The following is a 26,008-nucleotide window of genomic DNA, read 5'->3' as shown; positions in this document are numbered from 1 at the left end:
ACTACCTTGGGACGCGAAAACGTATGAGCACCCCGGCTGAATTTATCCAACCGGGCGCGAAACCGCCGGACCCCGAGCCACCGGCCCCGCGCGTGTACGAAATCCCGGAGGACCCCTCCCAAGCCCGTCCCCAGACGGTTCTCGTGCTCGAAGACGACCCGGAGCTGTGTTCCATGCTCCAGGTCACGCTGGAGCAACAGGATTACCGCGTCACCATCGTCCACAACGGTGCCCAGGGCGTTCAACAAATCCTGGCCCGGAACTTCGACGCCATCCTCTGCGACATCATGATGCCCAACTTCCCGGGCGACATGTTCTACCTGGCCGTTCAACGAACCAAACCCGACCTCTGCAAGCGGTTCATCTTCATGACCGGCCACCAAAACGACCCCAAAATCCGGGAGTTCCTCGCACGCGTGCCCTGCCGCATTCTCTACAAGCCCTTCACCATGCGGGCCCTGTTCGATGCCCTCGAATCCGTGACCGGCCGCAGCCACTGAGCGCCCTTCCCCCGCCCGATCCATCCGGTCCCGCAACCCGGCATGCGCACCCCGACACTGGTTCGTTGGTCTACGCTGGCAACCAACCTGTTCCCCCTCTGGGTCCTGGTGGCCGGCGCTCTGGCGCTGGTTCAACCCGGCTGCTTCACCTGGTTCAGCGGCCCCTGGATTCCGGTGGGTCTGGGCGTGATCATGCTGGGCATGGGGCTGACCCTCCGATTCGACGATTTCCGTGGAGTCATTCGGATGCCGTGGGCGGTGGCGGTCGGCTTCGCCGGCCAGTATCTCATCATGCCCTTCCTGGGTTGGGCCCTGGCGCGGCTGTTCCATCTGGACACCCCGTTGGCCGTGGGCTTGATCCTGGTGAGCTGCTGCCCCGGCGGAACCGCATCCAATGTCGTTACGTACCTCGCCGGCGCCAACGTACCGTTGTCGGTGGTCATGACCCTCTGCTCCACCGTGGCGGCGGTGGTGATGACCCCCACCCTCACGGCCGCTCTGGCCGGGCAATACGTTCCCGTGGACGCCTGGGGCCTGTTCCGCAGCACGCTCATCGTGGTCCTCGTGCCGTTGCTTACCGGGCTGACCCTGCACCACACCGTGCCCCGTTTGGTTCATGCGGTCCTGCCCGTGGCGCCGCTGGTGTCGGTGATCTTCATCACGCTCATTTGCGCCAGCATCATCGGCAGCAGCGCCACCACACTCAAACAATCGGCCCTGAGCGTGGTCGGAGCCGTGGTGCTCCTGCACCTCGGGGGATTTGGACTCGGCTACGGGCTGGCGCGCCTTTGCCGGCTCGGCCGGCGCGACGCACGGACCGTTTCCATCGAGGTCGGCATGCAGAACTCCGGACTGGGCGCCACCCTGGCCCGTGAACATTTCACCGCCCTCCCCGCTGCGGCCCTCCCGTGCGCACTTTCCGCCACGGCCCATTCCGTGCTCGGGAGCCTCCTGGCCGGTTACTGGCGCTGGCGACCCGTCCCCGCACGGAACACTACCGGGGTGGATTGACTCTCGGGGCCCGTTTCACCCGGCTCACAAAATGGACGCAGCCACCATGCGGACCACTTCCTCCAATGTGGTCTGGCCCTGCAAAGCCGCCTGCAATCCGTTCTGCCAGAGCGTGCGCATGCCGTTCTGCACTGCGATCTCCTCCAGTGCACTGGTCGGCAACCGCTTCAACACCGCCTCCCGGAACGGCTCCGTCACCACCAACAGCTCGCACACGGGCATCCGACCGCTGTAGCCGGTCTGACGACAATGCTCGCAGCCGGTGCCGCGCCGAAACCGCGCGTGCGGCCGCCATTCCTCCGGCACCACCTTCAGCACACTCGGCTCCGGCTCATAAGGCCGGGCACACTGCGGACACACCCGCCGAACCAGCCTCAAACCCATCACGCCCAACACACTCGACGCCAGCATGAACGGCTCAATCTCCATATGAATCAACCGGGTGAACGCCCCGGCCGACACCCCGGCGTGGATCGTGCTGATCACCAAATGCCCCGTCAACCCGGCCTGCACCGCAATGGCCGCCGTCTCCGCATCCCGGATCTCCCCCACCATGATCACCTGCGGGTCCTGCCGCAAAATGCTCCGCAACGCCGTGGCGTAGGTGAAATCCTGGGCCGGATTGATCTGCGTCTGGCTCACCCGCGGCAGGTTGAACTCCACCGGATCCTCCACCGTACTGATGCTGACGGCGCTGCCTTCGCGCTGCACAATGTGGCACAATGCCGAATACATCGCCGTGGTCTTGCCCGACCCGGTCGGCCCCGTGAACAACAGCAGCCCGCTCGTCCGGCGCAGCAACCGTTTCAAGCCGTGCAACGTGTCCGGGTCAAATCCCAGCTCGTCCAGATCAAACCGGCGATCCTGCGGATCAAACAAACGCAGCACGATCTTCTCCCCCCGCGTGGTGGGGAAAATCGAAAGCCGCACCTGCACGTGATCCAGTTCCGGCCCGCACAGGATCTTGCCGTCCAGGGGCAGCCCGGTCTGATAGGTCGGCAGGTTCGCCAGCACCTTGAACCGCGCCGAAATCTTCTCCATCAAACCCAGCGGCAGATGCACCACCTCCGTCAACACCCCGTTCACCCGCGCCCGCACCGCAATCGTTTCCTCCCACGGCTCGATGTGCAGGTCGCTGGCACCCAGCCGGATCGCATCCTGCAACAGACAGTTCACGAGCACGCTGATCTCCGGCCCCTGCCGGGCCGCCGACGATTCCAGGTAATGCAGCGTGTAACTCATGGCGCCACGCTCCGTCCGCTCCCGTTCTCAAGCAAACCGGCGCCGGCCGGGCCCGCCCACATCCCGGCCACCCGGCAGAGACACGTCCCTCAAACTCCCGCCGGGCCGCTCCCGGGCAAACCCGCCATCCCGCCGGCCAGCCGATGCCACAACTCGTCCGTCAGCACGGCCTTCCGCAAAATTTCCGTGTCACTCGCGCGCTGCGACGCCGCATCGGCACCCACCGGCAACCGGATCACAAACGTCGTACCACCACCGGGTTCACTCCGCGCATGGATCACCCCGCCATGGTGATGCACGATGATGTAGCAGGCCATCAGATTGATCCCGAATTCGGCCGGACTGTTCGTCCGGCACACAAACGGATCAAACACCAGACGCAGCCATTCCTCCGGTAACCCCGGCCCCGTGTCCGTCACCCGAACCTCCACCTCCGACCGCCCCGGATCCGACCCCGCCACAACCCGCGCTTCAAACCGAACCCGCCCCCCGGCCGGCAACGTGCTCAACTCGTCCTTCAACAACAACTCAAAAAGCCGCCGGAAACGGGGCAGATCCACCCGTAACTCCGGCAGATCCTCGGGAATCTCCACCTCCACGCACAACCCCCGCGCGGCAAACTCCGGAGCCATGGCCCGGCAAACCTCGCGCACCAACGCTCCCAGCCGCACCCGGTCGTTCAACGGCCCCCCGGGTCGTTCCGACGCCCGCCAGAGCTCCTGCAACAGATGGTTGATCCGGTCAATCTGCAGCTGAACCTCGTGATGATACGCCTGCCAGAACGCCACGTCCCGCACCGGACCCGCCTCGGCCTTCTCCTCCGCCAGTTTCAGCGGCGCCAGATCCAGAAACGTCTTCACCGCCACCAGCGCATTCCGGATGTGATGACTCAATCCCGCCGCCAGCAACCCCAGACTCACCACCCGGTCCGCCATCACCATCTGACGCAACTCCGTCATCCGCTCCCGCAACAGTTCGTCCCGTTGCCGCTGGATCATGAAGAGTTCCAGCGCGTGCTTCAGGGTCTGTTCCAGCCTCGGCAAATCCCACGGCTTGGAAATGTACTTGTAAATCGCGCCGGTGTTGATGGCCTCGATGGCCTCCTTGTAATCACTGTAGGCCGTCACCAGCACGCGAATGATCCGCGGATCCAGTCGCCGCGCCTGCTCCAGCAACCACACCCCCTTCTCGCCCGGCATCCGCTGGTCCGTCATCAGCAACCCGATCTCCTCCCGGTGCTCCACCAACAGCCGATGCCCCTCCGCCGCATTCGACGCGGTCAAAATCCGGAACGTGTCCGCAAACGCCCGCTCGAAACTGCGGAGCGATTTTTCCTCGTCGTCCACGTAGAGGATCGCGTAGCGCCGGTAATCGTAGGCCGGGTTCATGGCACGGACCGTGTGTCATTGCCAGCCTGGGGCGCCGGCAGCGGAAACTCAAGGACGAACCGGCAAAACCGGCCCGGCTCGCTCTCCACCCGGATCGAAGCCCCGCATTCCTGCAACAACCGGTAACAAATGCTCAGGCCCAGCCCCATGCCCTGCCCCACGTCCTTGGTGGTGAAGAACGGGTCGAACACCCGTCGCTGATGTTCCGGCGCGATACCCGGTCCGTTGTCCCACACCTCCAACATCACCCGGCCGGCCTCCTGCCATCCGCGGATCCGAACCGTCGGCACCTCCTCGCGAAACTCCTTCTGCCGCAGCGCGTCCAGGGAATTCTCGACCAGGTTGACGAGCACATGCACCAGCTTGTTCCGACTCCCGCGCACCGCCAGCCCCTCCGGGATCTCCACCTCCACGCGCACCGCGTCGGGTCGTTCCCCGCTCAGATACCGCAGCGCCGCCTGCACCACCTCCGCCACATCCACCGCCTCCAGGCCCTCCGCCTCCGGATGCGTGAAGGTGCGGAGATCCGACACGATGTCCCGGACGCGGCTCAGGCCGTCCTCCACGTCCGCAATGATTTCCTCCATCACCTTGCGCTGTTCGGGTGCCACCCCGCCCAGCCGCTTCCGCAGCGCGTACAGGTTGGTGGCCGCAAAGTTCAGCGGATTGTTGATTTCATGGATGATCCCGGCACTCAACACACCCAGCGAAGCCATCTTTTCCTGCTGAATCAGCTGCGCCTCGGCCTCCTGCAACCGCGCAATTGCCTGTTCCAGCTCGCGCTTGCTTTGGGCCAGTTCGTACTGGTTCGCAAACTCCCGGCGCCGCAACCGGTTAAAAAAGTGGTTCCCCACAACCACGATGATGCCCGTCTCAACCATGAAAATGCAGTTCGCCAAAAACAAGCCGTTCAACCGGGAGGCCGGAGTGTGCAGCAGACACGTGACCAAATACATCGAAAGAACTGCTCCCACGGCGGTCGCCGATTCCACGGTGTCCCACCTCACGACCACACTGATGGCCAGCAGAATCAGGTTCAGCCCGGCATAATAGGGCGAAGCGGGTCCCTCACGATCGTAAATCATCCAGCAAATGAAGAACGCCGGCAGCCATGCGGTCACCAGACCCAGGATCCTGTGATGTCTCGCACCCCACGGATGTCGCAGCAAAAACCAAATCCCGAGCGCCAGCAGGGAGCAGGCCAGGCGCAACCAGCCGAAGAAAGCCACGCGTTCAGGATAAACCGCCCAGTCCAGGCTCCAACCGAAGGGCATGAGAATGGCCACCAGGAGTGCCGCCACCTTCCCCGTGCTGACACGGTTCGCCTGTTCATGCTCCTCGTAGGCTGCCTTGAAGGCGGCCGATTGCCAGATGCCCTTGGTACCCCTCATGGAGCCGGCTTGCGAACCTCAAGAAACACGTTGACGCCCGTCGGATCAGACAACACACGCACATCGCCCTGGTCCGCCACAAGAGCTGCCAGTTCCCGCATCTGGGGCGCGTCCCTGTAGATCAGATGCCAGTCCAAAAGGTGCTCCATGCCATTCCGGAGCGGATTGCACGGGTGAACGTTGGTGGCGATCAACAACCCACCCGGGTCCAGCCGGTGGAACATGTAGCTCACCAGCCGTTTGCAAACCGCATCGGGCAAATAGTCAAACAACCCCGCGCAATAGGCGAGATCGAAGCGCGCTTCCACGGGACAGCGTTTTGACTCCGCCGATTTGAGAAGTTGAAATACCGACTCGCGGACGAAGCGGATTTTGGGTTTGCGGTGATGTTGGGCGGTCAGAAGGGCCGTGCGTTCCTCCACGTGGCGGAGCGTTTCCCCGTCCATGTCCAGCAGGGTGATCTCGGCGTCGCTGCTGAGGGGACATTCCGCGATGAACCGCTGGACCTCATGGGCCGGACCACAAGCAAGATTCAGTACCCTCAACCCGCGGCCCCGGGCGGCGACGCGCAACGCTTCCTCGAGCAGACGCCCGGTCAGGTAGCTGATCCGGTTTCGATGAGCTTCAGCCGGAGGTTGCTCCAGAAACCACTTGTTCACCACGCGCGCGTAGAGAGACTCACCCTCCCACCCGTTGCGGACGATCATGTTTACCATTTCATAGTCTCCCGCATAACCCAGCGGCTTGAAAAAGGTCCGGTGCGCGAAAGGCGCGCAAAGGGTGAGGGGATGAAGCTGGCGGCGCATGTAACATCGATGCGCTTGAACCCTTTCCGTGGGAATGTGCGTACAGCACTCCTCAAACCGTCGAAACAGCTCGTCAATGCACGGAATCGCCTTGCGGGCAACAGCTTCCAACAACTGGACGGCCCGGCTCTCGGAGAGGGTCTTCCCATTCGTCAGACTGAGCTGCACCTGCAGCTGGTCCAGCCAGAGGCGCAAGCCCACCAGGAAGGTGTGCATGTCGGAAATCACCGATTTGTAGCCGGGCAATAGTTGGTGATCCAGCGACCAATCTCGAAGGAAATCCGCGAAAGCCTCGCCGAGCTTTTCAGGCTCATAAACATCGGGTGCCATTTCCGCTGGCACGCGCCAGCTCGATTCCTCCAGCCCAACCTCGCATACCCAGGAAGGGCCATTGGGCACCAGGGTCTGAATCACACCCCGTCCGTCGTAAACGCACCGACCCCGCAGCGTAATGGCCAGCCGGGGCACGCTCTCGGAGAGCCGCAGTGACAGCGGCTCCCCGGGAATGTCCACCACCGCCCGGAAACGCCCCACGTGCCGCGCTATTCCGTAGATCGTCTGTTCCTCGGGCGTGCACAACACCACACCGTTGTCGGTGTACGGAGGTACACCCTCCAAAATCTCGGTTCGGGAATCGCCGTTACCGCCTGGCATAAACGACCACGGTGTATGACAACGCTGGGCTCATGAGCCCTCTAAAACCTCCAACCCACCGAAACGGCCAGGGCATGGCTGAGGAACCGGTACCGGCCGTCGGCCGTCTGACCCGTGGCCGAGGGAGCGCTGCCCGTCACCGTCCGACGCGGCCCGTACCCGAATTGGTAGGCCAGGTCCCACGTCAGCCGGTCCCCGCGCCAGCCCAGACCCACGCTTCCAAAGTGCCGGTTCAAATCCGCCACCAGGGGCGAATAGGTGGCGTCCGGCACCGAATTCTCGTTCCAAATGTACCCCGCACTCACGTGCCAGCCGCCCTCGAAGTAACGGGTTACACCAAACTCATAATACCAACTGCCCTCCCAGTTCAGCCGCAGCGGCACCTCGGAAGGAATCAGACCCGGGATCCCACCCGCCTGATGCAGGGTAACCGTACGCAACCGGTTCCAACCCGTGTAATCGGCATTGAACTCGAGGTTCCAATCCAGCGTGGGCCGCCACGAAACGCCAAAGATCGCCTTCAGCGGAAAAGGCCAGTTCGCCCCGGCCGCCCACCGCTGTTCCGGAAAGGCCGGCACCATCCCCACGCCGGGAGGGAACTCCATCAGGTTGTAGGCACGGCTGTGCCCGTCCAGGCCCACCGTGGTGGTGCTGCGGAAACTCACCCCCAGCACCAGCTTTTCATGCACCTGCCAGCGCAGGCCCAGATTATATCCCACATCCCATCCGTCGCCCTTGAACGCAAACAGGTCCAGCGGCTGGGCCGGCCAGACCAGGCCCTGCCGCAAATCCAGCTCCGCATGGTTGATGGTCACCCCCGCCCCCACCGACAGGCCCGGCATCAGTTCACAGGCCACCACCGGGTTCACCGTGTAATACCGCACCTCCCCCCGCGTGGCCACCGTCCGAAACCCGGTATCCTGCGGCCACTTCGAACTCAGCCCGAACGGCGCGTACAATCCCAACCCGAAACTCCACGGGGAATCCTCCGGACTGTACGTATAGTAGAACTGCGGAATGGCGTGCAGGTCTTTCTCGTTGTCGAAGCTGAGGCCGGTTTGGGGCGAGGTGTACCGACTCCGCAGGTTCAGGGCGTAAACCCCCACCCGGACCTGATGCCCCTCCAACTGCGTAATCCCGGCCGGGTTGTAGTAAAGGGCCGACGGATTATCCGCCGTGGCAGCAAAGGCCTCGCCGCGCCCCGTGGCAAACGCGTCCTGGTCCGGCAACCGAAAGCCCGTGGCTCCACAATGACTCAGCATGGCCACCACACCGGTCCAACCGACCAGCCATCCACATGTCTCACGAGTCAGGTTTTTTGCACGCATGATTGGGTTTTGGGAGGAACCTTGTGATCTCATGTGTTCAAATCCAATGTGATCTCACAACCCACGGGCTTGTTGCGAGATGGCCTCATGACTCCGGGGCGGAACCTGGGGTCGGCGGTTTTCCAGCCACTGCCGCGGCGCGGAAAAACGCGTTCACGCCGAAAAGCCGCGTCAGGCAAGTGCTGGCAGACGGTGCCAGTTGCAAAAACGCCAGTAACGGCCGGACCGGGTACCGCGTCACCACCACCTCGGCCAGGTTCCGCTCCACCGCGCGGAACAAGGCACGAACCACCTTCGCCGGAGAGACCGCCCCCAACAAAGCCGGAGCCGGTCGCCCCGCCTGCGCTTTCAACCGCTCGTACATCCCCGCCTCCACAAACCCGGGCACAATCACCGATGCACCCACTCCGGAGCCCTCGTACGTGGCCCGCAGGGCATGGGTGAAGGCAATCAGCCCGGCCTTCGAAGCAGCGTAAGGTTCCTGAAACGCGGGGCCCACCTTCCCGGCCAGGGAGGCAATGTTCACCACATGGCCACGCCGACGTTCGAGCATTTCCGGCCACACCAGCCGCGTCAGCATCATCGCGGCCACAAGATTCACCGAAAGGACCTCTTCGATCTCCGCCTCGGACAACTCATGATAATACCCATTGTGCTCCACGCCGGCGTTGTTGATCAGGAGGTCAACGGGTCCCAAACGGCGACGGGCCTCTTCCACCACGCGGTGTCGCTCCGCCGGAACGCGCAGGTCCGCTATACAGGGCTCGGCCACCACCCCTCGTGCTCGCAGTTCCCCGGCCAACGGCTCGAGCCGGGCCCCCGGATGCGCCACCAAAAAGAGTCGCACCCCGCGATCCGCCAGTGCCCGCGCCATTACACTGCCCAGACCGCCCGAGGCCCCGGTTAACAGGACCGTCTGTCCAGGTTGAATCTGCATCGCCGCAATGCCCAGTGTACGGTTTCCGTGGGGCCGGGCAATCCCCAAACCGGCCCGGACCCCCTGACACACGGAACCCATACGTCGGCTGTGTCAGGGTTTCCTTGAGAGTTTTTTACGGGCTGGAAAACGTTTCACGGCCCCGGCCGACCCGGCCCGGCCACCGATGGCAACAATCCGAACCATGCAGGGAGGTACGGTACCTGCCGGGCAGAACCAGCCCCGCCGGGTTTGGGCAACTCATGGGGAGCAGCCACGGACCATCTTGCATCACGCCTCAAAAACCCGAACCACCAACGCCCGGCCTGACAGTCGGGTGCTCAGTCTCCTTAAACCGCGGCCCCTGTAACCGGCAATCCACGAGAAAAGGTGATCCCCGGTGTTTCCAGGTCTCCAACCGCCGGCGGCGGCGACCCCGGCATCGACCCGCAAAGACGCCCCTGTGCTGTCCCAAGCGGCAAAGGACAGAATCACGGCCAGTCGCACCCTTACCCGGTGCCGTCGAGCTCCGTCTCTTCTCCACGCAGCACGGTGTGCCCCTTCTGCAGTCTTGTAAGCCTGCCACAGCCGCCGGCGGGAACTAGGGTGTCCGGTTCTCCGCATGGAACTGCAGACGCCAGAGACTGTGTTCTTCCCATTTCACCCGGCGCCGGCCACTTCTGAAAGATCCGACCTACCGGGCGACAGCGGTCATGATGCTCTCGATGAAAGTTACCCCAAACACACCCCTCAAACGATCCCCGGGGCATCACCCCATGAGGGGTTTGAAGACTTCGGAGCCCTGCCAGACTCCGCGAGTCTGGAACAGCGCAGGCGCGCAAGCACCCGGTTGATGCCGGACTGACAAAACCGTTAACCAAACCAGGGCCGGGGGCGCGGGCCGGTCGGGATTCCCGTTCGTGAGCCGGGACCTGCCGTGCAACGCCATTGGGTTTGGGCTGGCACGCGCCGGCCGGGGCAGAAAACGGCCGAGATTGATCCGGGCTCCGGTGAACCGCAGGGCAGCTGTGAGGTCAGCCGGGAGAGCCGGGTTCCAGGCCTCCCGCCCGCGGAGGGCGGTCCGCGGTCTTCCAATCGCTCGGAACCATCGCATTACACACCGGCCGACGGCAGAGGCGAGGCCGCGTCGCTCTCCAGAAACCCGTGCAGGAGGCGGAGGCGGGTGGGATGCCGCATTTTGCGCAGGGCCTTGGCTTCGATCTGGCGGATGCGCTCGCGCGTGACATTGAATTGCTTCCCCACTTCCTCCAAGGTCCGCGCGTAACCGTCCAGCAGGCCGAACCGGAGCTCCAGCACCTTGCGTTCGCGTTCCCCCAGGCTGGCGAGCACCTTTTGCAGGCGCTCCCGCAACAGGCTGTAGCTGGTGAGGTCGGCCGGGTCCTCCGCGTTACGGTCCTCGATGAAATCGCCGAAGGTGGCGTCGTCGTCCTCCCCCACGCCGGCCTGGAGGGAAAGGGGTTGCTGGGCCATGCGGAGCAGGCTTTGGACCCGGCTGAGCGGCATTTGGAGGTCGTCGGCAAGTTCTTCCGGCAGTGGCTCCCGTCCCAGCACCTGGGAGAGGCGTTTCTGGGCCCGCAACACGCGGTTGATGACGTCGATCATGTGGACCGGGATGCGGATGGTCCGGGCCTGATCGGCAATGCAGCGGGTGATGGCCTGCCGGATCCACCAGGTGGCGTAGGTGGAGAATTTGTAGCCGCGACGGTATTCGAATTTTTCCACCGCCCGCATCAGGCCCATGTTGCCCTCTTGGATCAGGTCCAGGAACGAGAGGCCCCGGTTGGTGTACCGTTTGGCGATGGAGATCACCAACCGGAGGTTTGCCTCGACCATCTCGGTCTTGGCACGAACGGCACGTTCGGCCGCGTCCTGCAGTCTGGCATGGGCCTCCAGGAACTCGGCGGCCGGCATGCGCACCAGGTCCTCCAGGGCGCTGATGCGGTCGCGGTCGGCCTGGAGGTTTTGCGTTTCCCCTTCCGCAGCCGGTCGGGTCTCGGCCTCGCGCAGGCGCTGCTGGCAACGCTGGATTTCCTCGGCGATGTTGCGCGCCACCAGCAGCATTTCCTCATGGACCTTTTGTTTGAAGGCGAAGCGGGGGTAGAGGGCGCGCAGCCGTTCTTGCAGGGCCTGGCAGCGATGCAGCGCACGGGTCCGGGCCGCTGGTGTGGCCGCCTGGCGGGCGAGCTTCCACTGGTGATCCGCCGCCGTGTCCAGCTCGCGGGCCTGGCGCAACAATTGGCGCAACAACGATAGATGCCGGGCCCGCTGCTCCAGCTTCTGGTCCACCACCACGCGATCGAACCGTTCCTTCGGCGGCACACTGAGCAGTTTTTCGGCCAGGGCAATGTACTCTTTGGCGGTGAACCCGAAACCGTGGAGGATGTCGCGCATCTCGGCCTCGGCGGTTTCGATGCGCCGGCAGATCTCGATCTCCTGCTCCCGGGTCAGCAGCGGCACTGTGCCCATTTGGCGCAGGTACACGCGAACCGGATCGTCCAAGCTGTCGAGGTGCCCGGGTTCGGGCAGTGTGTCGGCATCTTCGCCGGGTTCCTCCGACTCGGCCTCCCCGTCGGTGGTGATGCGGATCTCAAGGTTCTGCAACTCCTGCCACAGGGCGTCAGCTTCAGTCGGGCCGAGCTGCGTCTGGGTGACAATTTCGTGGAAATCCGCCTCGGTGACCGAGCCCTGTTCGCGCGCCAGCTGCACAAGCATTTTCAGGGCTGTGGCCCGGGCAGCGCCGTTGTGGCCGGGCTCGCAAACCTTTTGCGGACGCGGTGCCTCATCGTGCCCGGAACGGGAGGAGGTACCGGCTGCATTGGCTGATAACACGCCATGACCATCTCGAGGGTTGGTAGAGGTCGGGTTCGAAGCTGGATCGGCTGCCGACGTTCTGAGTTTCGTCCTGGCCATAGGATGGGGAGCTTGCGCAACCACCATTTGGTGGCGTGGCGGAATATGCGACGCGCGGCGCAGACCGTCAAGGAGTGGTTTGAATCTGTCACAGAGAAATCACCGCCCCGGACCAAGGTTCCAGAAGAAAACCGATACGCCCGGCACGAAGCAGGCGGGGGCGTCTGTCGTCCGGCCGGAAAACGTCCACACCTGCAACACTGCAACACAAAGCGCAGCCACGTCTCCGCATCGTCCTTCAAGAGCCCGACGTTCGTCGCTGTGGCCTCTCGACGGATGCGGTGCCTGCGCCGGACCCGGCCCTGTTTGAAACGGCGCGTCCATGCAGTCCCGGGACTTCCGATCCGGTTCAACAAACCGCGCCCGGCGGGCCATCCCCGAGCCCTCGAACCCCACCCGCGAGACAACGCCGTGACGGCCATGCGGTCCAAGCCGGGCATTGGAGCGATTCAACACCGGCGAGCGGCCCTTGGCCTGCCCGGGGTGCCAGAAGGATGCATCCGGGCCGGCCCGGTGCCCTGCCGGGGTGGGACGGCCGGGCCCAATGCCGCATCCGGGAGTTTTGTGTTTACGAGCCGTTGGCTGCTGACGCAGATTATCCGCCGGGTGGCATGCAGCCCATGCAACTGAACAGCAAGACACCGCAACGGACCGGGGCGAGCCCGTGCAGGGATCGGTGGTCTGTAGTGGAACGGGCCCAGTGCCATTCACAGGGACAAAGTTGCCCATCCTGCGACAGAATCTCCCAGCCATGAAAACCTCGATGACACGACGTGCCTTTTTACGGCGAGCCGCGTGGGCGGCCGGAGGGTTGACCGCCGCGGCCACGTTTCGGGGGCCGAACCTGCTCCTGGCCCAGGGGGCCGGACGCAAGCTCAACTGCGCGGTGATTGGATGTGGGGGCCGGGGCATGAGCCACCTCAACGCCATCGCGGCAGAGAACATCGTGGCGGTGGCGGACGTGGATGAACGGCGCTTTGCCGAAGTGACCCGCTGGTTGAAGAGCAAGAATCTGGATCCGGACAAGGTCCGGTTCTTCACCGATTATCGCCGGTTGTTCGACGAAGTGGGGCGGAGCCTCGATGCGGTGTTCGTGGCCACGCCCAATCATCAACATGCCCTGCCGGCCATGATCGCCATGCAGTTGGGCAAGGCGGTGTATGTGGAGAAGCCGGTCTGCCACAACATCGGCGAGGCGAGGGCCCTGCGCGAGATGGCCCGGCGCACGCGGGTGGCCACCCAGATGGGCAACCAGGGCCACAACGAGGAGGGCTACCGACGTTTGTGCGAATACATCTGGGCCGGCGTCATCGGGCCCATCCGCGAGACCCACAGCTGGACCAATCGCTGCAACGGGGGTGAAGGCCCTCGTCCGCCGGCCAAACCGGTCCCGCCCGGGCTCCATTGGGACGAATGGATTGGGCCGGCGCCGTATCGGGACTTTCACGATGACCTGCACCCGCATTCCTGGCACGGCTGGTACGATTTTGGCAACGGTTCCATCGGCAACATGGGCTGCCACGTGCTGGACGGCGTGTTTTGGGCGCTGAAGATCGAACATCCCACCAGCATCGAGGTGGAGTATTTGCGCGGCGGCAGCGACGAGCGATACCCGCTGGGCTCCCGCATTCGCTGGGACATCCCGGCCCGCGGCGATCTCCCCCCGCTGAAGGTCTACTGGTACGAGGGATTGAATCCGACCACCAACGAGCGCCCCCAGGGCGCCCTCCGCGCCGCCGTGGGCGACGCCCGCAATCTACCGCCCCTGTTACTGGAGCTGCGACGGCAGTACCCGGAGGAGGAATTGGACCGCGGCGACAGCGGCACCTTGTACGTGGGCGAAAAGGGCATCATCTTCACCGGCACCTACGGTGAACGCATGCACGTGGTGCCCTGGGCCAGGATGCGGGAAATCCCGGAACCACCCCGAACACTCCCGCGCCCGAAAAACATCTTCGCCGATTTCCTGGAAGCCGTCCGCGAAGGGCGCACCGACACCGCCGCCAGCTTCGAATACGGCACGCGCCTGACCGAGTTTTGCGCGCTGGGCAACCTGGCCCAAATGGCCGGTCCGGGGCGCAAGGTCGAATGGGACGGTCCCAACATGCGCGTGACGAACATCCCGGAACTGAACGCACGCGTGCAACGGGAAAACCGGCCCGGCTGGAGGATCTGAAAAGCCATACCCCGGGGCGGTTCTCCGGGCCGCCAAACACCCACGGGCCCAAACCCGCAAGCCGAGCCTCCCGTCTCCCCGGAAGGATTTCCCCGAAAAGGGGTGCCGCGCGCTCAGCCCACCAGCTCGCGCGCCCGCGCCAGGGCCTCGTCCAAACGAGCGGCGTCCCGACCGCCCCCGCGCGCATGATCCGGCCGGCCCCCACCCCGACCCCCCACCAACGGCGCAATCTGTTGCACGAGCCGCCCGGCCTGAACCCGGGCGGTGTACGGGCCGGTCACGGCCGCCACGAGTGACACGGCACCGTCGGCCACCCCGCCGAGCAGAATCACCCCTTCAAACCGCGATTTCAGCGCATTGACCATTTCCTGCAGCGTCTCGGCGTCAGCGTCGTGACGGGCGATGAGCACCGGCACATCACCGCGGCGTTCGGCCCGGGCCAGCAACGCCTCGGCAGCCGCGGCTGATTGCTTCTGCTGGAGCGCCCTGAGTTGTTTCTCCAGGGCTTTCTGCTGCTCCAGCAGGGACTCGATCTTCCGCTCCAGTTCACCCACCGGCGCCTGAACCCGCGCCGCGGTGGCACGCAGCAATTGCTCCGCCGCCAGCACCTGTTCCCACGCTGCCAGCCCGGCTACGGCCTCCACGCGTCGGATGCCCGCCGCCACCCCACTTTCGCCAAGGATGTGGAACAGGCCGATTTCGCCGGTGGCGGCGGTGTGGGTGCCGCCGCAAAGTTCCATGGAGTAACCGTCCAACCCGCCCGGTGTGCCCCCAATCTGCACCACCCGCACCCATTCGCCATATTTCTCGCCGAAGAATTGGAGGATGTCGGGCCGGTGCCGGACGTGTTCGTATTTCACCTCGATGGCGGTCACGGGCGCGTTTTCCAGGATCCGTTCATTCACCAGGCGTTCGATGTCCCGCAACTGCTCGGGGCGCAACGGGGCACTGTTGAAGTCAAAGGTGAGTTTGTCGGGTCCGACGTACGACCCTTTCTGCATGGTCTCGCGGCCCACCACCTCGCGCAGGGCCCAGTGGAACAGGTGCGTCACGGTGTGGTGGCGCTGGATGGCAAGCCGGCGGGATCGGTCCACTTGGAATCGGGCCGGTTCACCGGGTTCGGGCAGGGCCGATTCGTCGGCATCCGCCGGCAGATCGAGGAAATGCAGCCACACCAGGCCGGCCTTGCGCGTATCCACGATGCGCCAGGAACGGTCGCCCTGCTGCAGTTCCCCGGTGTCGCCCACCTGCCCGCCCATTTCGGCGTAGAACGGGCTGACGTCGAGAATCACCGCCCAGCGGTCCTGGACCCGTGTCAATTGCAGGACCCGACCCTCCGAGGCCAGTTGTTCGTAACCCACGAACCGCGTGGGTGTGTCGGTCTCCAACCGGGCCACTTCGACGATCGTTTTTTTCTGGGCGGCTCGCGCGCGGGCGCGTTGTTCCTCCATGAGGGCCTCGAACCGGGCCGTGTCCAGGGTCAGTCCCCGTTCCCGCGCCATCAGCTGCGTCAGGTCGAGCGGGAACCCGTACGTATCATACAACTTGAAGGCGAAATCGCCGGAAATCCGGCGCGGCTCGACCCCGGCCCCCGCCGTCTGCAGTCGGCTCACCTCCTCCTCGAACAGTTGCAGGCCGCGGTCGAGGGTGCGATTAAACGCCTCCTCCTCCTGACGGATGACCTCCTCCACCTGTTCCCGCCGGGCACGGATTTCGGGAAACACATCCCCCATGGTATCGGCCAAAACGCCCACCAACCGATGGAAAAACGGTTGTCGAAATCCGAGGTTCCGACCGTACCGCACGGCCCGGCGCAAAATCCGCCGCAGCACGTAGCCGCGGCCCTCGTTGGAGGGCAAAATGCCGTCGGCAATCGCAAAGGACAGCGTGCGGATGTGATCGGCAATCACGCGAAACGCCACATCCGCACGTTCCTGTTCGGTCTCGCCCGCCGTGCCCGGCCGCGGCAGGGTGGATCCGTACCGGCGACCGCTCAGCCGTTCCAATGCCTCGAACAGCGGCCGGAAAATGTCGGTCTCGTAATTGGAGATCCGCACGCCGGCGAACTGGCGCAGTCCCCGCGTCCCCTGGATGATGGCCGTCACGCGCTCAAAGCCCATGCCCGTGTCCACGTGCCGGGCCGGCAGGGGCGAAAACGTCCCGTCCGGATTCGCATTGAACTGGATGAACACCAGGTTCCAGATCTCGATGCACTGCGGGTGCCCCTGGTTCACCAGTGCCCCGCGGGTGTCGCCCTCCGGCGTCAGGTCCACGTGAATCTCCGAGCAGGGCCCGCAGGGGCCCGTGTCGCCCATCATCCAGAAATTGTCCTTCTTGCCGCCGAAGCGGATGTGCACCTCCGGATCCAACCCGGCGGCACGGAACAACCGCGCCCAATGCTCCCACGCCTCCTCGTCAAACTCGGCCGGCTCACCCGGCCCGGGCCGGTACACCGTGGCGTACAACCGTTGCTTGGGAAACCCCCAAACCTCCGTAACCAGTTCCCACGCCCACTCGATGGCTTCGCGCTTGAAATAGTCGCCAAAGGACCAGTTGCCCAGCATCTCGAAGAAGGTGTGGTGGTAGGTATCCAACCCCACGTCCTCGAGGTCGTTGTGCTTGCCTCCGGCCCGGATGCATTTCTGGGTGTCGGCCGCCCGCGGCGGATGGAACGGACACGGCTGCAGCCCCAGAAAAATCGGCACGAACTGGTTCATCCCCGCGTTCGTAAACAGCAGGTTGGGCGAATCCGGCAACAAACTGGACGAGGGCACAATGGTGTGGCCCTTCGACCGGAAAAAGTCGAGGAACGACTGACGGATCTCCGCTGATGTCATCACGCGCATGCTTTGCAAGCCGGCCCGCCGGCGGCACCGGGCCCCGCAGAGGTCAATCCCCCGCTCCCGACAACGTCGGGGCCGCGCCACCCCAGGTCCGGACAGCGGCACAACTTACGATGAGTCCACCCCTTGAAGCGAGTCCAACTTTGAATCATGAGCCGGTCCATGAGCCGGTCCGGACCTTATCCCGCCCGCCCTTCCTCATCGATGCTGCGCCATCCGGCACGCCGGGGCCTGGCCTGCCGCCCATGAAGATCCACCACAGGCCGGCCCCCGGCATCAGCCGGTCGCCAGCCGGCAACGGGCGCGGCGCGTCCCACCATTCGTCCGGCGAGCCGGGTTCAAGTTTTGTGGATTGCCTTCCGCCGGGCGGCTTGTCACGCTCCCGGTCATGCAACGACGCGAGTTCCTCCAATCTCTCGGCCTGGCCGGTCTGGGCGTTTCCCTGGGATCCCTCAAGAGCGCGGCGGCCGAATCCCCCGGATCCGGCACCCGCGAAATCTACGAGCTGCGTCGCTATGAACTTCGGCGCGGCCCCATGGTCCAGCGTTTGGATGATTTTCTGCGCGAGGCGGCCATCCCCGCCTGGAATCGTGCGGGCGTGCAGCCCGTGGGCGTCTTCGACGTGGCCCTCGGTCCCGAAAGCCCCACCCGCTATGTCCTTCTGCCCTGCCGGTCTCTCCAGCACTGGCTCGAAGCCATGGAGGCGTGTCACGCCGATCCGAAGGTGCAGTCCCATCCGTTTTTCCAGGCCACCCCCACGGATCCACCCTACGTCCGCTACGAAAGTTCGCTCCTGATCGCCTTCGAGGGCATGCCGAAACTGGAGTTGCCACCCCAAACCGCCGATCGCAAACCCCCTCTGTTTGAGCTGCGGATTTACGAGAGTCACAGCGACCGCGCCCACCGAAAAAAGGTCGAAATGTTCAACGTGGGTGAGATCGCCTTGTTCAAACGGACCGGGTTGCGACCGGTCTTTTTCGGTTCCACTCTGATCGGACCGCGCCTGCCGAACCTGACCTACATGCTGGTCTTCGATGACCTGAACGCGCGGGACGCCGCCTGGCGGACGTTTGTGGCCGACCCGGAATGGAAAAAGCTGAGCAACACACCGGGTTACACCGACGCGGAAATCGTCACCAACATCACCAACCACCTGCTGCGCCCCGCAGGCGGGTCACAAATCTGAACCTGCATGGCCCGCCCACAGCCGGGTTTCGTGCCGCCGCGGGGTTTCCCACTCTGACTCTCAACCCAGGGCCCGGGCTCGCGAAAGGCCGCGGGCCTGCCCGGGCACTCGAGGTCGCCCCCCGGGCCGAGGGTGATCCGCGCCTGCAGGGGTCAGTGCGTCCGCCGATGGACCTTGTGAACCGAGGCCTGGTCGGTCGGCTTGATCACCAGCTCGTCAACGCAGACGTGCGGGGGACGGGAAGCAATCCAAACCATGGCCTCCGCCACGTCCTCGGCCGTCAACGGCTGCATACCCTCATACACCTTGCGCGCGCGCTCCGCATCGCCCTTGAACCGCACCAGGGAAAACTCCGTCTCCGCCATGCCGGGATCGAGGCTGCAGACCCGCAACCCTGTGCCGCACAACTCCAGGCGCAGCACGCGGGTGATCTGTCGTTCCCCGGCCTTGGCGGCACAGTAGGCCGCCCCGCCCTCGTAGGCTTCGTGCCCGGCCACGGAACCGACGTTCAGAATCAGCCCCCCCGGGTTGCCCAGCATCAGCGGCAGAGCCGCACGGGTCACACGCAACAGCCCGAGCACGTTCGTCTGCAGCATCGTCTCCCAATCTTCGTCCCGCCCCTGCGCCACGGGATCCAACCCCAGGGCACCTCCGGCATTGTTGACCAGCACATGCAGCGGCGCCGCCTCCGCCGTGCCGGTTCGCAAAAGCCCGCGGGCCCACACGAAAAACGACTCCACACTGGCCGTGGAGGTCACGTCCACGGCGTGCACGTGTGCCTCGGCCGCCCCGGCCGCCCGGGCCTCCGCCGCCACGCGCTCCAGCCGGTCAACCCGCCGCGCACCCAGTAACAGGCGGGCACCCTCGGCGCCAAACGCCCGCGCCGCCGCTGCGCCAAACCCGCTCGAGGCGCCCGTGATCAACACCCAACGTCCCCGTAGTCGGTTGCTCATGACGCCTTTTGTAAACCACGACGCGTCGCACCCGCAACGCCGCACCCGAAACCACAGCTGCACAATCCGCAGGTGCGAATGCCCGAATCCCGGGACCGACCGGGCTGAACCGGCCCGGTCAAAGACCCCGGCCACCGAGGCCGCCCCGCTCACTTCCACCGGCCTTTACCACAGGCTCGCTCGCCACGACGGCCGCTCCCGCAGGTTCAACCCTGGACGCCCGCAAACGCGCCGCGGTTGGGCACGTGGCCTCCGACACGCTCGTCCGCAACCGGCCGGCATGCATCCGCACAGACACGCAACCGGTCTTGCGGCAACTGCACCCTCTGACCCTCACGGCAGCCTTCCCGGATCCTCGGCGGCCCGCATCCCCACCCGGCCCGCTCTGGACAGCCACTCCGGTTTTCGATGAGACTCCCGTGCCGTGAAACAGTCGTTGGTAACCTTGGACCTGGAAGGGGTGTTGACGCCCGAGATCTGGATCGCAGTGGCCGAAAAAACCGGCATACCTGAACTGCGCAGAACCACTCGGGACGAACCCGACTACGACCGCCTGATGCGGGGCCGGCTGGCCCTGCTGGATCGCCACGGGCTCAAGTTGTCGGACATCCAACAGATCATCAGTACACTGCGGCCCCTGCCGGGGGCCCGGGAATTCCTGGACGAGCTCCGGTCCTTTGTTCAGGTCATCATCCTGTCGGACACGTTTGAGCAGTTTGCCACCCCGCTGCTGCGTCAGTTGGGCTGGCCCACCTTGCTCTGCCATCGGTTGGTCGTCGAAAACGATCGGATCGTGGACTACCGGCTGCGAATCCCCGAACAGAAACAGCGGGCGGTGGCCGCCTTCAAACTGCTCAACTACCACGTGATCGCCGCGGGTGATTCCTATAACGACACCGCCATGTTAACCGAGGCGCATGTGGGGTTCCTGTTCCGCGCGCCGGACAACGTGCGCAGGGATTTTCCCCAGTTCCCCGCCGTGGAAACCTACGAGGAACTGCTGGCCCGCATCCGCGCCGCCATGGACTGATCCCGCGCCGTCGTGCGCCCCTGCCGCCCACCCCGAACGCCCACGGTCCGGGAACCACGCCTCCGACCCCGCGGACCGGGCCCGGCCTGGCTCTACCGCCCCGGCGCGGTCCGTCCCGCGCCTCACCAGCCCACCCCCAAAATGAAAACGGGGCGCCCCGGCGCGCCCCGTGACAAAGCCCGTCATCCACGAATGGCTCAGGCTCCCATGCCTTCCTCGAACGAGGCTGCGGCCATCGGCCACGTGAGATGATCCCGCACGTATTGAATCCCGTTGGTGCTGGTCCAATCGAGGTCCTTGTGCGCGCTCTCGGCCTCCACCACCAGCGGCGCCGTGCTCCGGCCGGTGAGCTGGCAATAGCGGGCCGGGTAACCGATGTGCAACAGCAACTCCGCGTACCGTTGCATGTTGATTTCACCCGAGGGCAGGTCCACAAACTGCATCGCCCGTTTCGGCCAGTCCGGCTGCATGGCGCGCAGCGGGAAGCCCGGCCGGATCACGTGGTTCTTGATGTGCGCGGCGTATACCCGCGAGCCCACCTTGAGAAACCGGGTTTCCCAACTTTCGCCTTCCCAGCAATGGGAAGGATCCGCGTTGACCGCCAGGCACGGGTCGCCATCGCAAATCTCCACCAACATGAGGAAGTCATCCGCGCACATGGCCGCCGTGCCGGGATGGATCTCGTGACACAGGTACAGGCCGCGCTCCCTGGCCGCCTTGCGCAGTTTAGCGGTCTTCTTGACGAAGCGTTCCTGGCCCTCCTTGATCAGATCGTAATCCCGGCCCTTCCAGAACCCCCACGGATACCCGGTGGCCACTTCCCATCCAAAGGCCACGCCCCAAAACATCGGCAACGTCTTCACATTCAGTTCCGCCGCCAGATCCAACAACTTCAGCAGATAGGTCTCCGTCCATTTTTCGATCTCCTCCGGCGACTTCTTCGCCACGTCGGCCGGCAGAAACGGCCGGATGGTGGGACTCCCCGTCCAGGCGGTCGTGTGGACCCAGAAGGGGCAGTGGCAGGAGATGCCGTCCAAGGTCAGTCCCGCTTCCTCGAACGTCTGGCGGATTTCCTTGGCGCTCTTGAACAGTTTGCCCCCTTCCAGCATGTAATTCGATGGTTGGGCCCCGGACGCCCCGGAACGTTTTGCGTAAGCGAGGAACTCTGCGAGGGATTTGGCCCCGTGCTGGGCGCCTTCGATGCTAGCGTGGAAGACTTGCTGTGCCATGGTTCGTCCTCTGGTTCGATTGGTTGCGGTTGCCAGTTTCGCTGGACTCCAGCTAAGCCACAGCGCCCGTTCCAGGCAACCGCAAAGTGCGCGACAGCGGGAAAAAACCGGCCCCCTGCCCGAACACGCCCGCGCCTTGCAGCCCTCGCCCAACCGAGCCCGACCCGCCGGATGCGCAACGGACCGCTTCCGCGATTTCACCGATCCGCCCTGTCGGCGCTGCCGGAACTGAAGTCCGGAATCCCGGGGTCGTCCCTTCGGAGTGAACCCTGTGCGTCCGAACAGACCACCGCGTGGACCCCATCAGGTCCGGCCCGCTGAAGACACAATCACCGGAACCACCCAGCCCCTTCTCCGGTAAGCTGGCAATCTCCGGACCGCAAACGACACCACAGACGCGGGCAGGAACGCACCCTGGTCCGACGGCAAATGCCGTCCATGTTCCCATCATGACCCGCGGGTGCGCTTCCCAAGGAGCCCCGGTCTGACCGCCTGGACCGGCCCCTGGTTGGAGCTGCTGTCCAACCCGAGAGTTTGCCGGGGTCCGGGAGCCCGACTGTCACGGATCCACCCCCAACCAACCTCGCCTCCAAGATCCCGTCGCCACAGACAAAGCCCTCACCCCGGACATTTGGGCACGGCGGAGAATTCGCTCCCCCCGTAGGACCGAACCGCTTCCTGAGGGCCGCCCTCACCGGCAGTCGCCGCAGGAGCCGCCGACGGCGGACGCGCCCTTCCTCCGGACCCTCACGGTTCCGCCGGGGCGCCCGACGATCGCATACCAGCAGCCGCAGCCTTCCCACGCTGCCATAGGGCCGGCCCTCTCACAGATCGGGGACTCTCGATTTCGGACGCGTCATCGCGAGCGCGGCCGCGGAGGAATGCCCTCCGTGATCCGAACGACTCGCACAGCACAGTGGCCCTGGCCGGTTTTAGAAACCGCGAAGAATGTCCTTCTTCTCGATCCCCCTGAAGTACAGCTGGCGCTGGTCCGAAGTCACGGGCACTTCGAACCGGACTTCAGGTTCGGTGGCCTGCACCGGGTCACCCCAATCCCGCCAGACCGCCCCTTCACCGAGGGTCTCACTATACTGCAGTTGATACCACTCACCCGGTTCGGCAGTCATCCGCAGGATCACACGGAGTGGGCTCGGGACCAGTACGGGATTGAACACCTTGATCATTTTGCGGTTTCCGAACATCAGCGTGACGCTTTGTCCGGGCAGAACCGTGACGTTGGAGTAAGTGCCGGAAGGGGGTACGGTGGGCGTCCACGGCAACCAAACACCGATCGGCGGCGGCAGAACTTCCGAGACCTGATACAAGCCCGAAGGCACCGACACACACACCGGGTTCGTCGCGGTCACGATGCTCTGGATCACGTTCCCGGCCGAATCCTTGATCTGAATGGTCCAGCCCGGCAGGGCCGGTTCACCGGCATCCCGCACCCCGTTCTGGTTCAGGTCATGGAACTTCAGCACACAAACCTCTCCCACCGCACGGCGATTGCCAAAATTCACGTTCAAAACAGCCGGCGGAACCGTCACCGTCACCGAGGCCGGCGTGGTCGCCACCCAGCCGCTCTGCTGCTGTTCGCTCACCGTGTAGGTCCCCGGCGGCACCGCAACGCAATACTGCCCGTTCGTATCCGTAACCGCCTGAGCCACCACGTTGCCACTGCCATCCCGAACCTCAATCACCCAATTCGCCAGCCCCGGCTCTCCAGTGCCCAGCTGGCCATCGCCGTCCGCATCCCAGAATTTCATCCCACAAATCTCCACCAAGCCCGTCCGCTGGTTCCCAAAGATCAGCTGGACCGGTTGCCCCGGCACCACCGTCACCACCTGCGTGCTCAACGTCGTCGGCGTCCAGCCCGGTTGCCCCAGTTCGGCAATCGTGTACGTGCCCGGCGCCGACACCCCGAAGCAGATGCCGCCGCCACTCAGGGTCGTTACGACGTTGGTGCCCAGTCCCAAGGGGGCTGGACTCACCACAAAGGACCAGCCGGGCAGGCCCGGTTCACCGGTATCCTGCACTCCATCGCCATTCAAATCCTCGAACTTCACCACGCAAAGCTCGGTCACGCCCGAAGACGGCTCACACTTCCGACCCCCTGCGACTTCAGCGTGGTAGATGGACTGCAACTCCGACGCGGTAAGGGCCCGGTCGAACATCTCCACTTCATCCAGGGCTACGCGCACCGCGTATAACACGGCACCACCTCCGGTCAAGGCCAGGCTCCGCCCCAGCCACAAGGGCGCTGTGTCGGTCGTCACGAAGTTGCTTACGGTCACGGCCGGGCTGTTGGTGCAGTTGCCGGCCATGTCACAAACGCCCAGTTCCACCTGGCCGGCGGCCGACACGCGCGCCGTGATAAAGCGCCAATCCGAGCCGGTGGAGCTCGCCGTGAGGGTCGGTCCCGCCACGATCGCACCGTTCAAATTCAGCTTCAGTTGAAACAGACCGCCGCCAAGCGCCTCCAAGTAGAGGGAGTAGCCGTTGGTGGTGGCTACATCGAACTTTTCCATCAGGGGTTGGGACGCCCCGCTTCCCGGCGAGGGCCAGGCCCACAACGTGACCGTCCACCCATTGCTCCCGATGTTCAGCGCGGGATGATGGGGCACTTCAACATAGGCCGAGGAAATCAGCAGGGCACCACGGGGCGGAATGGTGGCGGGATCCACCACCACCGGCAGCACCCCGGGAAGAGCGGGTCCCGGCAGCGACCACAGCCCCGGCGTTCCAATGGGCGTGACCGTTCCCGCGCTGTTGCGCGTCACACCCTGGTGCGCTCCGACCAGTTCCAGGACCGCGGTTTGATTGGTGGCGTCGTCCAGAGGCCACCAGGCAACCATGCCGGATGGTGGCTGAAAGCAGGGTTGCCCGGCGCAGTCGGGCAAGGTGATGCAATGGGGGACCTCGCACACGATCTTCCCCTGGGTCGTCAGAACCACTTGCAGACAGACCGTCGCACCCGGCACGGCGTTGGATCCGCCCAGCGTCACCGTGCCCGTAATGGATTGGCCCGGCGACAGGGTGGTGGGAATGGATGCCGGCGTGACGGTGATCCCGGCCGGTGCGATGAGCTGAATTCCCGTCACAACCGCGCTCGAACCGTTGCCCAGCGTGGCGGTGTAACTGAACGTGCCATTGGTCTGACACACGATCGAGCCGTCGGAGACCATGGCACACCGGCATTTGCCAGCCGAATCGGCCGCATACAATGCCTGCACCTCCTGCGGGGTCAGCGCGCGGTTGAACAACTCCAACTCGTCAATGGCAATCGGACACCGAAGGCCGGGCACACGGATCTCGCCAATCCACAGGGGCAGGGCATTCGTGATCCCGCCGGACGGTGGCACAAAACTCCCGGCAGGGGACCCGTTGATGTAGAAGGTGCCCACGCCCGCCGTGCGATCCACCGTAACCGCCACGTGAACCCACGGGCCGATATTGACCCAAGGACCGGTATTGGTTAAGGGAGCCCCACTTGTTGGTAGTGATGCCGCGCTCGTGAAGAGTGCATTGTTGAGCTGCAACTTCAAAAATCCGGTGCCCGGCGAAGGTTGATCCACGAAAAACGAGAAGCCTGTTTGAGTAATCGGGTCCCATTTATCTAGGATCGGTGCAGGATTACCACTTCCAGACGATCCACAGTCGTTCACTCGTATCCAGGCATCAATGGAAAAGTCGCCAGTGAAATCGAGATCCGGGCTGGGGGGCACCTCAATGAAGCTAAGGTGGAACCACAAAGCCCCGGTTCCAACCTTGCCAGGCATGGGGAGGAGGACCGGGCTACCGATGGGGTAGGGTTTGGTCATCCCATGGTCCGGCACCGTGGAATCGGGTGCGGCGGCAATATCACTGACCGTGGACCACCCCGACGGCTCATCCAATGGGTACCAGGCCACCAGACCCGGAGGTGGCGGCACACAGGCCGTTCCTTGCGCAAAACCCAGAGAAAACCCGCCCAGAAGGAGACCAAGAACCAGATACCTGCAGCTGAAGGGGCCAGACGACCTGCGCCCCGCCCCAGCACCCCAACCCAAACCGTTCATGAACATCATCAAGACGCCTTCTGCCCCAGCCGGGACCTTTCGTCAAGCGCAGGTTTCGCAGGGGACCCGATGTCCCTCGTGCGTGAATCCGGAATGCACGCGAGGCCAGGACAAGACGACGACACATGGAGGATACTCCCGTGGCCCGAAGCACAATGGGCCACCGAGTCGGCTCCGGACCACCGACAGCCCCGCCCGGTGGAAAGATTCCCGGCGACGGGCTCTGCCCCCGGGGCATCACCGTTCTGCAGCGCATTCATGAGTTGTCTGCTGAGCAGTCCTGTGACCACGGCGCGAGGACCTATCCTGTCCCACAAGTCGGTTCGGAAGGGTTCAGTGGGGACGTTCGTCAACCGCCGGCCTCTC

The 26,008-nt window shown here is 64.5% G+C and carries 16 protein-coding genes; 5 read left to right on the top strand and 11 right to left on the bottom strand.

Annotation, left to right across the window (positions count from 1 at the left end):
- Positions 1 to 23: 23 nt before the first annotated feature.
- Positions 24 to 500 carry a response regulator gene (locus G4L39_RS08755; RefSeq protein WP_165107521.1) on the top strand — a complete coding sequence of 159 codons (477 nt, stop codon included), beginning with the start codon at positions 24 to 26 and terminating at the stop codon, positions 498 to 500.
- Positions 501 to 542: 42 nt separating this feature from the next.
- Complete coding sequence (locus G4L39_RS08750; protein WP_165107519.1) at positions 543 to 1,511, top strand: bile acid:sodium symporter family protein; 969 nt, start codon at positions 543 to 545, stop codon at positions 1,509 to 1,511.
- A 24-nt stretch (positions 1,512 to 1,535) separates the two neighbouring features.
- Here the strand turns inward: G4L39_RS08750 and G4L39_RS08745 are convergent, their stop codons facing one another.
- The 7 genes from G4L39_RS08745 to rpoD all read right to left on the bottom strand — a co-directional run bounded on the left by G4L39_RS08745 (position 1,536) and on the right by rpoD (position 12,167).
- Positions 1,536 to 2,753: a GspE/PulE family protein gene (locus tag G4L39_RS08745; RefSeq protein WP_165107517.1), complete on the bottom strand. Its 1,218-nt coding sequence runs from the start codon at positions 2,751 to 2,753 to the stop codon at positions 1,536 to 1,538.
- Between the two features lie 89 nt (positions 2,754 to 2,842).
- Positions 2,843 to 4,141 carry a response regulator gene (locus tag G4L39_RS08740; protein WP_165107515.1) on the bottom strand — a complete coding sequence of 433 codons (1,299 nt, stop codon included), beginning with the start codon at positions 4,139 to 4,141 and terminating at the stop codon, positions 2,843 to 2,845.
- A complete protein-coding gene (locus tag G4L39_RS15435; RefSeq protein WP_165107513.1) occupies positions 4,138 to 5,532 on the bottom strand; it encodes a sensor histidine kinase in 1,395 nt (464 codons plus the stop codon). Before G4L39_RS15435 ends, G4L39_RS08740 begins: the two co-directional genes overlap by 4 nt.
- A complete protein-coding gene (locus tag G4L39_RS08730; protein WP_165107512.1) occupies positions 5,529 to 6,992 on the bottom strand; it encodes a class I SAM-dependent methyltransferase in 1,464 nt (487 codons plus the stop codon). Before G4L39_RS08730 ends, G4L39_RS15435 begins: the two co-directional genes overlap by 4 nt.
- A 41-nt stretch (positions 6,993 to 7,033) precedes the next feature.
- Positions 7,034 to 8,320, bottom strand: a complete 1,287-nt coding sequence (locus G4L39_RS08725) for an OmpP1/FadL family transporter (RefSeq protein WP_165107510.1) — start codon at positions 8,318 to 8,320, stop codon at positions 7,034 to 7,036.
- An 85-nt stretch (positions 8,321 to 8,405) separates the two neighbouring features.
- The gene (locus tag G4L39_RS08720; protein ID WP_165107508.1) at positions 8,406 to 9,257 is read right to left on the bottom strand and encodes an SDR family NAD(P)-dependent oxidoreductase; all 852 of its coding nucleotides are present in this window, start codon (positions 9,255 to 9,257) and stop codon (positions 8,406 to 8,408) included.
- Between the two features lie 1,092 nt (positions 9,258 to 10,349).
- Positions 10,350 to 12,167, bottom strand: coding sequence for an RNA polymerase sigma factor RpoD (rpoD, locus tag G4L39_RS15565; RefSeq protein WP_165107506.1), 1,818 nt, complete (start codon positions 12,165 to 12,167; stop codon positions 10,350 to 10,352).
- A 751-nt stretch (positions 12,168 to 12,918) separates the two neighbouring features.
- On the opposite strand from rpoD, the gene G4L39_RS08710 reads away from it, so the two are divergent.
- Complete coding sequence (locus G4L39_RS08710; RefSeq protein ID WP_165107504.1) at positions 12,919 to 14,343, top strand: Gfo/Idh/MocA family protein; 1,425 nt, start codon at positions 12,919 to 12,921, stop codon at positions 14,341 to 14,343.
- Between the two features lie 113 nt (positions 14,344 to 14,456).
- Here G4L39_RS08710 and alaS read toward each other — a convergent pair whose 3' ends face one another.
- Complete coding sequence (gene alaS, locus G4L39_RS08705) at positions 14,457 to 17,180, bottom strand: alanine--tRNA ligase (protein ID WP_165107502.1); 2,724 nt, start codon at positions 17,178 to 17,180, stop codon at positions 14,457 to 14,459.
- Between the two features lie 394 nt (positions 17,181 to 17,574).
- Between alaS and G4L39_RS08700 the strand changes: the two genes are divergently transcribed.
- Positions 17,575 to 18,372, top strand: a complete 798-nt coding sequence (locus tag G4L39_RS08700; RefSeq protein ID WP_165107501.1) for an NIPSNAP family protein — start codon at positions 17,575 to 17,577, stop codon at positions 18,370 to 18,372.
- Between the two features lie 152 nt (positions 18,373 to 18,524).
- Here G4L39_RS08700 and G4L39_RS08695 read toward each other — a convergent pair whose 3' ends face one another.
- A complete protein-coding gene (locus tag G4L39_RS08695) occupies positions 18,525 to 19,325 on the bottom strand; it encodes an SDR family NAD(P)-dependent oxidoreductase (RefSeq protein WP_165107499.1) in 801 nt (266 codons plus the stop codon).
- A gap of 424 nt (positions 19,326 to 19,749) precedes the next feature.
- Between G4L39_RS08695 and thrH the strand changes: the two genes are divergently transcribed.
- On the top strand, positions 19,750 to 20,355 hold the full coding sequence (gene thrH / locus G4L39_RS08690; RefSeq protein ID WP_165107497.1) for a bifunctional phosphoserine phosphatase/homoserine phosphotransferase ThrH: 606 nt from the start codon (positions 19,750 to 19,752) through the stop codon (positions 20,353 to 20,355).
- A 197-nt stretch (positions 20,356 to 20,552) separates the two neighbouring features.
- On the opposite strand, the gene G4L39_RS08685 is transcribed toward thrH, so the two are convergent.
- Both G4L39_RS08685 and G4L39_RS08680 read right to left on the bottom strand, forming a co-directional pair.
- Positions 20,553 to 21,584 (bottom strand): sugar phosphate isomerase/epimerase family protein, encoded by a 1,032-nt coding sequence (locus G4L39_RS08685; protein ID WP_165107495.1) that lies wholly within the window; start codon positions 21,582 to 21,584, stop codon positions 20,553 to 20,555.
- Between the two features lie 932 nt (positions 21,585 to 22,516).
- Positions 22,517 to 25,363, bottom strand: coding sequence for a LamG-like jellyroll fold domain-containing protein (locus G4L39_RS08680; protein WP_205880889.1), 2,847 nt, complete (start codon positions 25,361 to 25,363; stop codon positions 22,517 to 22,519).
- Between the last annotated feature and the right edge of the window lie 645 nt (positions 25,364 to 26,008).

The sequence above is a fragment of the Limisphaera ngatamarikiensis genome (assembly GCF_011044775.1).
Classification (GTDB): Bacteria; Verrucomicrobiota; Verrucomicrobiia; order Limisphaerales; family Limisphaeraceae; genus Limisphaera; species Limisphaera ngatamarikiensis.
This window is presented reverse-complemented; position numbering and strand designations above follow the sequence as displayed.